This window comes from Aeromonas sp. 75A, assembly GCF_051919425.1.
Classification (GTDB): Bacteria; Pseudomonadota; Gammaproteobacteria; order Enterobacterales; family Aeromonadaceae; genus Aeromonas; species Aeromonas veronii.
The window spans coordinates 4,478,669-4,491,425 of the sequence record NZ_JBQBES010000002.1; the positions used below are offsets into that span (position 1 = coordinate 4,478,669).

Here is a 12,757-nt window from a genome sequence, read left to right on the forward strand (position 1 = left end):
TCCCAGCACATGCCTAAGTCCAAATTCTTCCGTGTTGCGGTTGAGGGGGGCACCACCGACGGTCGCGCCATCACCCGCGAATGGATTGAGCAGATGGCCCAGCGCTACAACCAGGCCACCTATGGCGCACGGGTCAATATGGAGCATATTCGGGGCCTCGACCCCAACGGCTTGTTCAAGATGTACGGCGACATCACTGCCGCCAAGACCGAAGAGGTCACCATCGAAGGGGAACAGCGGCTGGCCCTGTTCGTCCAGATTGACCCGACGCCGGAGCTGATCGCGCTCAACAAGAAGCGCCAGAAGGTCTACACCTCCATCGAGATCCACCCCAACCTGAACGAAAAAGGGGCCTACATGATGGGGCTGGCCGTGACAGACAGCCCGGCAAGCCTTGGCACCGAAATGCTGCAGTTCTGCAGCAAGGCCGCGGTCAACCCGCTGGCCGACCGCAAATACCATCCGGAATGCCTGTTTACCGAAGCCCTCGAAACCGTCATCGAGTTTGAAGATGAGCAGGAGAAAGGCCCGGGCCTGCTGGAACGGATCAGCGCCATTTTCACCAGCCACAAGCAGCAATCGACCGCCGATTTCAGCGAGGTGCATCAGGCCGTCGAAGCCGTCGCCAAAGAGGTGACCAGCCTCGATACCGACCTGCAAACCAAGTTCAACGAACTGACTGCCCGGCAAACGGCGACCGCCAACGCCTTGGCCGACCTGACCACCCAGCTCGAGCGCCAGGAAGATTTCAGCCACAAGCGCCAGCCTGCCACCGGTGACGATGGAACCAAGCCAACCAACACCGATTTTTAAGGGACCCCGATAATGCGCAACGATACCCGTCAGCAATTCGAAAAGTACACCAGCCAACTGGCGAGCCTGAATGCCGTCAGCTCGGCCATGGTGCAATTCAGTGTCGAGCCCAGCATCCAGCAAAAGCTGGAAACCAAAATGCAGGAGTCCGTCGACTTCCTCAGCATGATCAACATCGTGCCGGTGGATGAACTCAAAGGGGAAAAGGTCGGCATCGGCATCAATGGCACCATTGCCTCTCGCACCGATACCAGTGGCGGCAAGGCTCGCGTCCCGTTCGACCCGACCGGACTGCAAAACACCAAATACGAGTGCGAAAAGACCAACTACGACACCAGCATCGGTTACGCCAAGCTTGATGCCTGGGCCAAGTTCAAAGACTTCCAGATCCGCATTCGCGATGCCATCGTCAAGCGCCAGGGCCTGGATCGCATTATGATCGGCTGGAACGGCAAACTCGCCGCAAAAGACACCGATCGCGTCCAGTTCCCCATGCTGCAGGACGTCAACATCGGCTGGATTGAGCACACCCGCCATGATGCTCCCGCCCAGGTGATGAGCGAAGGGGATGCGGGTACCGGCCATATCTACATCTACCAGCCCAAGAGTGAAGCCGACACCAAAGAGGGGGATTACGGCAACCTCGACGCGCTGGTGTACGATCTGGTCAACAGCAAGATCAAACCCTGGTACCAGGACGACACCGATCTGGTGGTGATCTGCGGTCGCAAGCTGCTGGCCGACAAATACTTCCCCATCCTCAACGAGACCCGAGACAACCAGAACAAGCTGGCCGGTCAGGTGCTGGTGAGTCAGAAGCAGATCGGCGGCCTGCTGGCGATCCGCGTCCCCTTCGTCCCGGAAGACACCCTGATCGTCACCCGCCTCGACAACCTCTCCATCTACTGGCAGATCGGCGGCCGCCGTCGCCACCTGGAAGAGCAGCCGAGCCTCGACCGCATCGTCAACTGGGAATCCTCCAACGATGCCTACGTGGTCGAGGATTACGACTGCATCGCCGTCGCAGAAAACATCACGCTGGGCGCCAAACCTGCGCCTGCAGGCGGTTAAGGAGCCACGATGACACCTGCACAACGACACACTGCCCGCATCATGGCCGCCCTGCAAGGGGCGGCCAATCCCGAGCAGGATCGCGCCGCCGCCAACCAGTACGAACTCCAGCTGATGCAGTTGGCCGAGCACCGCCGCACCCTCAAGGGTATCCAGAGCCTCGAGCGCAAGATTGACGCCAAACGCACCATGCTGGCCACCTACACACCGTGGATTGATGGCCTGCTGGCCGCCGATCGCGGTGGTCAGGATGACGTCATGGTGACCGTGATGCTGTGGCACCTCGACACCGGCGATCTGGCAGGCGCCCTGCCAATGGCTGATTACGTGATCCGCCACGGCCTCAATACCCCGGACCAGTACGAACGCACCGCCCCCACCCTCATCGCCGAAGAGGTGGCCGACACCGCCATCAAGCTGCAAGAGGCGGGCAATGGCCCGTCCCTGCCATTGCTCAGCAGCTACATGAGCATGCTGGCTGACTGCGACATCTTCGACCAGGTGCGCGCCAAGTTGCACAAGGCGGTGGGCCGCGCCTGTTATGCCGAAGGGCTCAAGGAGCAAGCGGCGGACCACTACCGCCGCGCCATCGAGCTGCACGACAAGGTGGGCATCAAGCGAGAACTGGAAGATCTGGTGCGCGAGATCAAAAAGGATAAAGCCGCCGCCGGCCAGCCCGCCAACGAACCGGCACCGCAGCCGGGCGCAGAGCCTCAATCCGAATCACAGCCACCCGAACAGCCTGACCCCGCCCCCGGCGAGGCCAGCTAACCGAGCGAACCCCGCACCCTGGGCGGCTCGGGCCTGACGAATGCCAGCGGCATACCGGACGGCCCGACCACCGCCCAACATGCGGCGCCACCTCACATCAGGAGCACCATGAGCACCGGATTTTTAGCCACCAACCCGACCCCGGCCGCCACAGAAGAGGGCGAGATCACCAGCGCCCCCTTCTGGCCGGCGATCTCGCTCTGCGCGCTGCGCGACACCGTCCGGCTCGATGGCACCGTCACCACCGCCCGCCTCACCCATGCGGTGATCGACGCCATCACCAGCGTCAACCGGGATCTGGCCCAGTGGCGCAGCGCCAGAGAAAGTGAAGGTCACGCCACCCTGGCCGCCGTCCCCGCCGAGCCCATCAACGGCGAATCGGTACATCTGCACAGCTACCGGCGCGCCGTCTACGCCATGACCCGCGCCAATCTGCTGGAGCGCTACACCGACTACAGCGCCACCGGTGACGGCATCAAAGGGGCCGATGCCAAAGAGATAAGTTCGGATGACCTCTACCGCGATGCCCGCTTTGCCATCCGCGACATCATCGGCACCACCCACACCACAGTGGAGCTCATCTGATGCAACTGCGCAGCCTGCAGGGCGACACCCTCGATCTCATCCTGTTTCGTCACTACGGCTACACCGCAGGCATCACCGAGCAGGTGCTCAACCTTAACCCCGGTCTGGCCGCGCTCGGCCCCATCCTGCCAACCGGCACCCTCATCAACATGCCAGCGGCCCCCACTCAGGCCGAACAGCCGCTGATCCAGCTATGGGACTGACTGTCATGCGACAAAAGAGAACACCGACATGAGCCGCCTCGACGACGAACTCGAACGACTGGCCAACATCAGCGAGCAGCAACTCGCTGCCCGCATCCACGCCGCCCGCATTGCGGGCACAGGCCCCCACTACTGCATCGACTGCGACGACCCGATCCCGCAGGAGCGCCGCGAGGCGATCCGGGGCTGCGAACGCTGCGCCGACTGCCAGACCATCCACGAATTCCAACTCGCCCGCCACTGCGGCAGCAAACGATAGGAGAGCACGATGCCAGAACCGATTTCCTCCAGCGCCGCAACCAGCACCCTCACCGGTCTGGCCTTGCTGTTTACCCTGCCCGGGGTAGATCCCTCCGTCGTGCTCGGCGCACTCACCGGCGCGGTGCTGTTTATCTCGGCCGCCGAAGAGCAGGGGCGCCTGCGCCGGATTGCCCTGTTTGTCGCCTCGTTTGTCAGTGGCCTGCTGCTGGCCGGCTTTACCTGCCAACTGCTGGAGGTACTGCTGCCCGCCAGCGTCCAGGTCAGCAATGCGATCGGCTCGCTGATCGCCTCAGCCATGATGGTGCGCCTGCTGCAGCTCATCATGCGCAATCAAGATCGGCTACTTGAAGCCTTGTTTAACAAAAGGGGGCAACCATGATCCCGACCACTCCGACCGGTGTGTTTATCTACACCGCCCTTTACGCCCTGATCTGCGCCGCCATCTTCCTGCGAGTCATGCTGTTTGACCGCAAAGGTGGCGAATATCGCGCCCTGCCCGCCTGGATGGCATGGCTGCTCTGCGTGCTGTCAGGCTCCATTCCGCTGCGCTTTCTGTTCGGCGGCATTCCGGTGCCAGATCCAGCCGCCTTCGGGCTTGCCCTCTTCCTGCTGTGCGCCGTGCTCAACACCCGCGGCTCTGTGCACCACCTGCTGCCCCGAGGCAAACCGTCCAGCACCGACCATGCCCGGGATATTTACCGGAGGTACCAACCATGAGCCTGAAAAAAGGGGATACCGGCACCGCCGTGGCAGACCTGCAACGCCGCCTCACCACCGCCGGTTATCCGGTGGCTGTCGATGGCTGGTTTGGTGAGGCAACCGAGCAGGCGCTGATAGCCTTCCAGCGGGATTACATGATTGCCGCCATCGGTCAGGCGGGCCAGCGAACCCTGGCAGCCCTGCTTGGCAGTGAACGCGGCAACCAGCTGACCATCAACCACATGCAGGCCAGTGCCGATCTGCTGGCGGTGCCGCTGGCCACCATGGCCACCGTTGCCCAAGTCGAGAGCATCGGTGAAGGCTTCACCCAAGCCATGCGTCCAGTGGTGCTGTTCGAGCGGCATGTGTTCTACAAGCAGCTCACCAAACATCTGGGCAAGGCGGCCGCCGACCAGCTGGCCACCCATTACCCCAACCTGGTCAACCCCAAACGCGGCGGCTATGCGGGCGGCGCAGCCGAGTGGGAGCGGCTGCAACTGGCCATCAGCCTGCATCGGGATGCGGCCATCGAGTCGGCCAGCTGGGGCATGTTCCAGATCATGGGCTACCACTGGCAGCCGCTGGGCTTTGCCTCTGCCAGCGACTGGCAGGCGGCCATGCAGCGCAGCGAGGTCGAACACCTCACCGCCCTGTGCCGCTTTATCCAGCAAGACCCCGCCATGCTCAAGGCACTGCAGGGGCGAAAGTGGGCGGACTTCGCCCGCCGCTACAACGGCCCGGCGTTTAAGGAGAACGACTACGACACCAAGCTGGCCAAGTGGTTTGCGCACTTTACCAAGGTCTATCAGGTGCAGGAGGTGGCTAATGTGGCGTGAGCTGCTGGGCTCGCCCCTCAGCTGGTTGCTGCTTGCGTTGGCTGTCGCCCTTGGTGGCTGGGGCTGGTCAGCCCGCTCGGCGGCCAAGGCCAAAGGGGACGTGACCACCCTGCAAACCAGTCTCAAGGCAGCCGATGAGAAAACCAGAGAGGCCGAGCGGCGCGAGCAGCTTAAAGAGACAGCCATCGCCACCCTCACCCGGGAACTGACCACTCAGGCACAAGCGGCGCAGCAGCTGCAGGGCCAGCTCGACCAGCTGGCGCAGGCTGCTGCTACCCGCGCCGACACCATCAAGAGGCTCAAACGTGAAAATGCAGAACTCAGCGCTTGGGCTGATCGCCCTCTGCCTGACCCTGTTATCAGGCTGCTCCAGCGCCCCGCCCTCACCGGCGCCGCAGATTATCAGACTCACCTGTCCGGCCCCGAGCCCCTGCCAGCTGCCGCCAGCGGCGCCACGCAATAACGGCGACTTGCTCGACCAGCTGAGCCAGACCGAGGCCGCCTGGGCCAGTTGCGCCGCCAAGGTCGATAGCCTCATCACCTGCCAGACACGACAACAACGGAGTGAAGATGGAAAAGCCAAAACAGATCCGTGAGGTGCTGACCCGCTGCGTGCCGCACCTCAAGACCAACCCGGACAAGCTGCACATCTTTATCGCCCCGGGCAATATCGAAAGCACCGGCGCCCGCTCCCTCTCGTTCGAGTGGCAATACCCCCTCACCATCGGTATTGAAGACTTTGCGGGCCACCCGGATCAGATCATGGTTCCGCTGCTGGCCTGGCTGCGCCAACACCAGCCCGAGCTGATGACCAACGATGAGCAGCGCAAGAATGGCATCACCTTCGAAGCCGAATACCTCGCCAACGACCTGATGGATCTCATCATCACCGTCAAACTGACCGAGCGGGTCAGGGTATGGCAGAACGATCAGGGGATAGGCTGGGAACATCTGCCAGAACCGCCGGAAGACCCTTATGACGGCATCACCTGGGAACTCTTTATCAACGGGGAACCGCAGCCATGGCCACCGACGACCTGAACCGGCTGATTAGCTGGGCTGATGCTCTGCTGGCCAGCATGACACCGGTCGCCCGCCGCCAACTGATGGGGGAACTGGCCCGAAACCTGCGTGCCAGTCAGAGCAAACGGATCAGGGCCAACATCCAGCCGGATGGCAGTCCCATGACCCCGCGTAAGCCGCTCAAAAAGCTGGCGAAAAAGCGCGGTGCCACCCGCCGCAAGATGTTTCAGCATCTGGTCAGCCCCCGCTGGCTCAAGGCGACCAGCACCGAGCATCAGGCCGTGGTCGAGTTTGTCGGCTCGGCCAATCGCCTCGCGACCATTCACCAATATGGCCTCAAAGACCGTATCAAGGGCCGCGAGATCAGCTATCCGGCGCGTGAGCTGCTGGGGCTGGAAACCAAGGAGCTCGAGAAGATGGAAGAGATTCTGCTGGAGTTCATGCTCCTAAGTTTTCATTCGCCATAGTATCGGTACAATAGCGGACAAGTTTGAAGCTTGATTGTTCTAACGTAGGGATACATGAAGAAGAGAAAAGAGATCAACTGGATACGCTGGCGCTGGCTAAGGCAGCATCTGAAACACGCACGAAAGTCATCTCTACCTGATGAGCCACAGGCCAAGATTGCCCATTTCATGACCTCTTTTATTGCTGCGATTCCGCTAGTCACTGCAGGACTATATCTATCCGGAATGGCATATCACTATGGTGAATGTTGGGTTTATGGGTTGGATATTGTCGAGTTTCCATGGCCTTCAGACATCATCTTATCTATGGGTTTTTTGCTGTTGTCAGATGCTATAAAGACCTATTTATGGCCGATTCTAGGCATGTTTCTTTGCGTACTATTCATAATTGTGACGTTGTTTTTTTGCATCCGTTTAAGACTTAGGTGGGCGTGGGTATGCCATCGCATATCTTTGTTTAAATATCAAAAAGTGAAGCGATTCTTCCGTAGAAGAGCACATTTACCAGCCCCCAGGCTTTACCTTATCCTCATCTGGATGAAGATTTTTTATGATCGTTTTGCCATATTGGTATTGACACCCATAATCGTATTTTTACTTGCTGTATTTAGCTTAGATGCTGGGAAAACAGCAGCTCAGGAACAAGTAAGAATATTGGAGAGTGGTGTGTTAACCCCTAATAGCAGCAAAGCTATATCTCCCCTGTTGGGAGATATTCCACATATTCGTTTAGTTTGCAATGCTACCTATTGCGCCTACCTTCTCAAAGGTGGAGAAATTAAATTAATCAGGCACGAACAAGTTGAATTAGTACAATGGTTCAAAAAAATAAAACCAAGCTAAATATTAAGATATATTGATCGAACAGTCGTTCACCGAGCAGCTTTCAGTTGGTTCTCCCCCACAAATAAAGAGGAAGCTGCTGATAACCTAACCATACCATGATTCTTCTACCTAGAACCCCAGACAATAACTGACACATTAATCAAGATGTCAATATTTTAAAAATATTTTTTATGAGTTAATATTGGACTGCTTTTATAAAAATGAGATCTTATCATGAGCTTATATAAATTCCAGAATGTTAATGATAACAATTTATCCGCTCTAGACTCATATTCCGCATGGTTTTCAAAACCACAACTTTTTAATGATCCATTTGAAGGTCTATTTATAGAAGAGTTGAGAGAAATAACTGAGACGGAGATTGTTAAAGCATATCAATATTTAGCAAAAAAGCCAGAAAGGAAAAAAAAATTAAAAATACCTCATGGTCAATCCGTTGAGAATTGGCTTACTGAGAGGATGATAAAGACTCCCCTAGTCGTGCGTGAATATATTGTTGATTGGGTGCGTGCAGAAATACACGCCCATCAGGATAGTTTCTATAACTCCGGTGTTTTTTGTTGTATGAGAGAAAAAAATGGAGAAAATCCCATTAACAATCATCTGATGTGGGGGCACTATGGCGATGGTTTAAAAGGCTTCGTTATAGAAATAGACTCTGAAGAATTACCGAACACATTACCTTTTATATCAGATTCAATGTCGCTGACCGAAGTACTATATAAAGACAAACCTCCTGTAATAAATCCTATTGATTACCTCATAAAAAAAACAGAATCAGAGGAAATTAAATTACAAGAGCTCACTAAAATAATTGATGACATCATGAGTACAAAAAACACTCACTGGGAATACGAGAATGAAGTTCGTTTTATCAACCACAATAAAGGAAACGTATTAATTCCCTACAGGGAAAAATCCATAAAGACAATAATACTCGGTTCCAAAATGCCCCGCTGGCAACAAGACACCTTGAAATCGATCACTAAAAATATTGGAGTTGAACGTATAGGCATTGCATCAATAAATCCTAGAGACTATTCGTTAGATATAAAATACTCAATAGTGTGATTTAGAAAAACATCTTCCTATACAGTGTGCCACCCCTTGGCACACTGGCTCCTCCTCGCCTTCTCCGCCATTGCCCAAAACAATGGCCCCATGCAACCGACCCCAACCGAACTCAAACGCCTGATCGACAACCTGATCCGCATTGGCACCGTCACCGCCGTGCGCTCCGGAGAGTGTCGCGTCAAAACCGGCGACATCACCACCAACTGGCGGCCCTATACCACAGAACGGGCCGGAGCTAACCGTACCCGCCATCGCCTGAGCCTGGGCGAGCAGGTGATTTTGCTCTCCGTCAGCGGCGATCTGCGCAATGCCTATATCGTCGGTCGCCTCAATGCTGACCAGTTCCCCGAGCCGTTGGCCGAAGATGACAACCCGGACCTCGACCGCACCGAATACAGCGACGGCGCCATCATCGAATACAACCCGGCAACCGGTGAGCTCAACACCACCGGCATCAAGCAGGCCACTATCGTCGCCAGTGTCAGCGTGACTCTCGATACCCCCAAGACCATCTGCACCAACCAGCTGCAGGCCAAGCGCCTCATCTGTGACACCGCCAAGGTGGGCGACATCGAAGTGACAGAACACGGCCACAAAAACGTGCAGCCGGGCGATGGCCAATCAGGGGGTCCGGTATGAACTGGCTCGGCATGAATGCCACCCATGGCCGCGCCATCAGCGCCACCGACCACATTATCCAGTCGGTGCGTGACATCCTGATCACCCCGGTGGGTTCCCGGGTGATGCGCCGCGACTACGGTAGCGAGCTCTTTTACCTCATCGACATGCCCCAGCATCAAGCCACCCGCCTGCGCCTGATGGCCGCCACTGTGCAGGCCCTTATCAACTGGGAGCCGCGCATCACCGTCACCCGCGTCGATGTGCTGGGCGGCGGCATGGATGGTGCCCTCACCATCGAGCTCACCTGGCAGCGCAAAGATGGCGGAGCGCCCGATTCAAAAACAGAAAGTGCCTCCATCACCATCCCTACAGGAGCAGCCAGTTGAGCACCATCACCCTCTCCCAACTGCCACAACCCGATGTGATCGAGATTCTCGATTACGAGGCCATCCTTGCCGAGCGCAAAGCCTATTTCATCAGCCTCTATCCGGCAGACCAGCAAGCCAGCGTCACCACTACTCTTGCGCTCGAATCCGAGCCCATCACCAAGCTGCTGCAGGAGAATGCCTATCGGGAGCTGATCCTGCGCCAACGCATCAACGATGCCGCCGTCGCCAATATGCTGGCATGGGCCAAGGGGAGCGACCTCGACAATCTGGTAGCCAACTGGAATGTAAAACGCCTCACCATTCAACAGGGTGATCCGAGCGCCACCCCGCCGGTACCCGAAATCAAGGAAGATGACGAAGCGCTGATCCTGCGTGCCCTGATGGCATGGGATGGGCTGAGTGTCGCCGGTCCGACCGGGGCCTATGAGTATTTCGCCCTCTCGGCTGATGGCAAGGTGGCAGACGCCAAAGGTTCAAGCCCATCGGGAGCAGTGGCCATCGTCACCATCCTCAGCACAGAAGGGGACGGCACCGCTGACGCGGCGCTGATCGCCAAGGTGGACCAGGCACTGAGCCACGAAGATAAGCGACCGGTGGCCGACCGGCTTACCGTACAAAGCGCCGGAATTATTCACTACACCATCAACGCTCGGTTGCACGTCAGCAACCAGGGCGCCGAGGCGAATGTGATCCTGCAGGCCGCCCGCGACCGGCTCGCCGCCTTTATCAACCCGCGCCGCCGTATCGGGGTCGAAGTACCCCGTTCAGCTATCGATGCCGCCCTGCATGTGCAGGGGGTGACCAAGGTCGATCTGCCGGGCTGGGCCGATATCACCCCGAGCCCCACCCAGGCAGCCTACTGCACCGCCTTCACCGTGGAGCTGGCAGCATGAACAACCTGTTGCCACCCGGCACCACCCGCACCGAGCGCAATCTGGCCGCCACCGCTGATCAGGCGATGCAGTTACCGATCCCGTTTCGCTCACTCTGGTCACCATGGACCTGCCCCGCCCACCTGCTGCCCTATCTGGCCGCCAGCTGGAGCGTCGACCGCTGGGATGAGAAATGGCCGGAGGCTACCAAGCGCCAGGTGATCGCCAACAGCTACTTCGTCCACAGCCGCAAGGGCACCATCGGTGCCATTCGCCGGGTAGTCGAACCGCTCGGCTATCTGATCCGGGTGCTGGAGTGGTGGCAAGAGACCCCGACCGCCACCCCGGGCACCTTCAAGCTCGATATCGGAGTGCTCGACACCGGCATCACCGAAACCATGTATCAGGAGCTGGAACGGCTTATCGCCGACGCCAAACCCATGACCCGCCATCTGACGGGGCTGGCCATCAGCATGGAAATCCGTGGCCCGCTCTATCTGGGGGCCGCCTGCTACCTGGGCGACGAGCTGACCATCTACCCCTACAGCCCAGAGACTATCGAGATCCGTGGCCAGCAGTGGCACGGCGGCGCCCTGCACACCCTCGACACCCTGACCATTCACCCGCAACAGACAGGAGGTGCCCATTAATGAGTGCCATCTATTTCGCTATCCCCACCCATGCGGGACAGGCCAAAATCGCCAACGCCATCGCGCTGGGCGTACCGCTCAAAATCACCCAGATGGCGGTGGGCGACGGCAACGGCCTGCCGGTCACCCCGAACCCAGCACAGACCGTCCTGGTGCGGGAACAACACCGTGCCCCCCTCAATACCCTGTTTCAAGACCCGCTCAATCCGGCGCAACTGGTGGCCGAGCAGATCATCCCCGAGAACGTTGGCGGATGGTGGATCCGCGAGGTGGGCCTGTTCGATGATACGGGCACCTTGATCGCCATTGCCAACAGCCCGGACACCTACAAGCCCCAGTTATCGGAAGGCTCTGGCCGTACCCAGACCATCCGTATGGTGCTGATCGTCAACGATACCAGCGCGGTGGAGCTCAAGATTGACCCAGCAGTGGTGCTGGCCACCCGCAAATACGTCGATGATGTGATGAAGGCACACAAGGAGAGTCGCGGTCACCCTGACGCCAGCGAAGCGGCCAAGGGATTCTCCCGCTTCGCCACCCAGGTAGAGGTGAATGAAACGGTCACTGCGAATCAAAAAGCAGATGCAGTGGTGACGGTGAAAACTCTATGGGGGTGGGTGAAGCAGGCCAGCGAGAATGTGCTGGGGATGATGAAGGTTGCGACAGCATCCCAAACAACAGCAGGGACGGCAGACGATGTCGCTGTGACACCGAAGAAATTGAAGTTGGGATTTAACTTCATTGCCAGCTCGAATGGGTTTATTGCATTTCCATCATGGCTAGGTGGTTTTATTATCCAGTGGGGGAACATCCCATCCATCGCAGCCGGAGCAAGTGCAGTGATTACTTATCCAACCGTATTCCCTAACACTTTATTTGCCACGATCCCTATCGCAGGTTCTAACGGATGCATCAATGCGATATTGAGTGCTGGTGGAGGAAACGCATTAGCCAGCTTTCAAGCAAACAACAACCTGCCTGGCGCTATGACTACTGGTATGGGTGTTTATCTTGCCGTAGGGAGATAACGTATGAAAACAGTATTTTATTCAAAATCGCTCCTTGGCTTTATTTTTGATAAGTCTGTCGAAGATGCGGTTGAAATACCTTATGACGAATATCAACGCCTCCTTGAGTCTCAGTCAGATGGGTTTCAAATAGTTCCAGATAAAAACGGATATCCTGAATTGGTTGCACAGAGTCAGCCCTCAGTAGAAGAAAAGACCATTCGTGAGCAATCTATGCGGATAACTGAAGCAAACCAGCAGATCGCCATCATCAAACCCGCCGTCGATGGCGGCTACGCCAAGCCGGAGCACACCGAGCTGCTGGCAGACTGGCTGCGCTACCGCTACGAGCTGACGCTGGTGCCAGAACAAACCGGCTGGCCTGATAAACCGCAATGGCCAGCCGAACCGGACAAGGTCATCTAACCACCCACCAACGCAACCACCCTGCCCTGTGCGGGGTGTTTGGTTACTGCCGCCCATCACCCCATTGTCACCGCCTCTCCAGTGTATCCACGCCAGATACACTGGCCGCCGCTCGCCTGCGATCCCCTGCCCCTGCATCCTGA

At 57.6% G+C, this 12,757-nt stretch carries 21 protein-coding genes; all 21 read left to right on the plus strand.

Translation table 11 applies throughout. The features are described from left to right. Window positions 1-9 precede the first annotated feature (9 nt). The 21 genes from ACTG2T_RS20840 to ACTG2T_RS20940 all read left to right on the plus strand — a co-directional run bounded on the left by ACTG2T_RS20840 (window position 10) and on the right by ACTG2T_RS20940 (window position 12,614). Window positions 10-813 carry a GPO family capsid scaffolding protein gene (locus ACTG2T_RS20840; RefSeq protein WP_139746584.1) on the plus strand — a complete coding sequence of 268 codons (804 nt, stop codon included), beginning with the start codon at window positions 10-12 and terminating at the stop codon, window positions 811-813. 12 nt (window positions 814-825) lie between these two features. Next, on the plus strand, window positions 826-1,884 hold the full coding sequence (locus ACTG2T_RS20845) for a phage major capsid protein, P2 family (protein WP_330124287.1): 1,059 nt from the start codon (window positions 826-828) through the stop codon (window positions 1,882-1,884). Window positions 1,885-1,893: 9 nt separating this feature from the next. Further along, window positions 1,894-2,655, plus strand: a complete 762-nt coding sequence (gpM, locus tag ACTG2T_RS20850; RefSeq protein WP_330124288.1) for a phage terminase small subunit — start codon at window positions 1,894-1,896, stop codon at window positions 2,653-2,655. A 108-nt stretch (window positions 2,656-2,763) separates the two neighbouring features. Further along, complete coding sequence (locus ACTG2T_RS20855; protein WP_330124289.1) at window positions 2,764-3,240, plus strand: head completion/stabilization protein; 477 nt, start codon at window positions 2,764-2,766, stop codon at window positions 3,238-3,240. Beyond that, on the plus strand, window positions 3,240-3,443 hold the full coding sequence (locus ACTG2T_RS20860; RefSeq protein ID WP_005352059.1) for a tail protein X: 204 nt from the start codon (window positions 3,240-3,242) through the stop codon (window positions 3,441-3,443). The genes ACTG2T_RS20855 and ACTG2T_RS20860 overlap by 1 nt, the downstream gene beginning before the upstream one ends. Before the next feature lie 28 nt (window positions 3,444-3,471). Continuing rightward, entirely contained in the window at window positions 3,472-3,702 is a 231-nt protein-coding gene (locus tag ACTG2T_RS20865) for a TraR/DksA C4-type zinc finger protein (RefSeq protein WP_019445413.1), read from the plus strand. A gap of 9 nt (window positions 3,703-3,711) precedes the next feature. Next, window positions 3,712-4,083, plus strand: coding sequence for a putative holin (locus ACTG2T_RS20870; RefSeq protein WP_005352066.1), 372 nt, complete (start codon window positions 3,712-3,714; stop codon window positions 4,081-4,083). Next, window positions 4,080-4,421, plus strand: coding sequence for a phage holin family protein (locus ACTG2T_RS20875; protein WP_013723873.1), 342 nt, complete (start codon window positions 4,080-4,082; stop codon window positions 4,419-4,421). Before ACTG2T_RS20870 ends, ACTG2T_RS20875 begins: the two co-directional genes overlap by 4 nt. Beyond that, window positions 4,418-5,239 carry an N-acetylmuramidase family protein gene (locus tag ACTG2T_RS20880; protein ID WP_330124290.1) on the plus strand — a complete coding sequence of 274 codons (822 nt, stop codon included), beginning with the start codon at window positions 4,418-4,420 and terminating at the stop codon, window positions 5,237-5,239. Before ACTG2T_RS20875 ends, ACTG2T_RS20880 begins: the two co-directional genes overlap by 4 nt. Further along, a complete protein-coding gene (lysB, locus tag ACTG2T_RS20885) occupies window positions 5,229-5,702 on the plus strand; it encodes an Rz-like lysis system protein LysB (RefSeq protein ID WP_330124291.1) in 474 nt (157 codons plus the stop codon). The genes ACTG2T_RS20880 and lysB overlap by 11 nt, the downstream gene beginning before the upstream one ends. Beyond that, window positions 5,593-5,835: an Rz1-like lysis system protein LysC gene (gene lysC, locus ACTG2T_RS20890; protein ID WP_254127601.1), complete on the plus strand. Its 243-nt coding sequence runs from the start codon at window positions 5,593-5,595 to the stop codon at window positions 5,833-5,835. The genes lysB and lysC overlap by 110 nt, the downstream gene beginning before the upstream one ends. Next, a complete protein-coding gene (locus ACTG2T_RS20895) occupies window positions 5,810-6,280 on the plus strand; it encodes a phage tail protein (RefSeq protein ID WP_330124292.1) in 471 nt (156 codons plus the stop codon). Before lysC ends, ACTG2T_RS20895 begins: the two co-directional genes overlap by 26 nt. Next, window positions 6,262-6,729 (plus strand): phage virion morphogenesis protein, encoded by a 468-nt coding sequence (locus tag ACTG2T_RS20900; protein WP_330124293.1) that lies wholly within the window; start codon window positions 6,262-6,264, stop codon window positions 6,727-6,729. Before ACTG2T_RS20895 ends, ACTG2T_RS20900 begins: the two co-directional genes overlap by 19 nt. A gap of 54 nt (window positions 6,730-6,783) precedes the next feature. Next, on the plus strand, window positions 6,784-7,572 hold the full coding sequence (locus tag ACTG2T_RS20905) for a hypothetical protein (RefSeq protein WP_330124294.1): 789 nt from the start codon (window positions 6,784-6,786) through the stop codon (window positions 7,570-7,572). A gap of 216 nt (window positions 7,573-7,788) precedes the next feature. Further along, a complete protein-coding gene (locus tag ACTG2T_RS20910; RefSeq protein ID WP_330124295.1) occupies window positions 7,789-8,646 on the plus strand; it encodes a DUF2971 domain-containing protein in 858 nt (285 codons plus the stop codon). Between the two features lie 90 nt (window positions 8,647-8,736). Continuing rightward, window positions 8,737-9,288, plus strand: a complete 552-nt coding sequence (locus tag ACTG2T_RS20915) for a phage baseplate assembly protein V (RefSeq protein ID WP_330124296.1) — start codon at window positions 8,737-8,739, stop codon at window positions 9,286-9,288. Continuing rightward, window positions 9,285-9,656 (plus strand): GPW/gp25 family protein, encoded by a 372-nt coding sequence (locus ACTG2T_RS20920; protein WP_330124297.1) that lies wholly within the window; start codon window positions 9,285-9,287, stop codon window positions 9,654-9,656. The genes ACTG2T_RS20915 and ACTG2T_RS20920 overlap by 4 nt, the downstream gene beginning before the upstream one ends. After that, entirely contained in the window at window positions 9,653-10,552 is a 900-nt protein-coding gene (locus ACTG2T_RS20925; protein WP_330124298.1) for a baseplate J/gp47 family protein, read from the plus strand. Before ACTG2T_RS20920 ends, ACTG2T_RS20925 begins: the two co-directional genes overlap by 4 nt. After that, window positions 10,549-11,181 (plus strand): phage tail protein I, encoded by a 633-nt coding sequence (locus ACTG2T_RS20930; RefSeq protein ID WP_330124299.1) that lies wholly within the window; start codon window positions 10,549-10,551, stop codon window positions 11,179-11,181. Before ACTG2T_RS20925 ends, ACTG2T_RS20930 begins: the two co-directional genes overlap by 4 nt. Next, window positions 11,181-12,209 (plus strand): phage tail protein, encoded by a 1,029-nt coding sequence (locus tag ACTG2T_RS20935; protein WP_330124300.1) that lies wholly within the window; start codon window positions 11,181-11,183, stop codon window positions 12,207-12,209. Before ACTG2T_RS20930 ends, ACTG2T_RS20935 begins: the two co-directional genes overlap by 1 nt. 3 nt (window positions 12,210-12,212) lie before the next feature. Then, a complete protein-coding gene (locus tag ACTG2T_RS20940; protein ID WP_330124301.1) occupies window positions 12,213-12,614 on the plus strand; it encodes a tail fiber assembly protein in 402 nt (133 codons plus the stop codon). The last annotated feature ends 143 nt before the right edge of the window (window positions 12,615-12,757 follow it).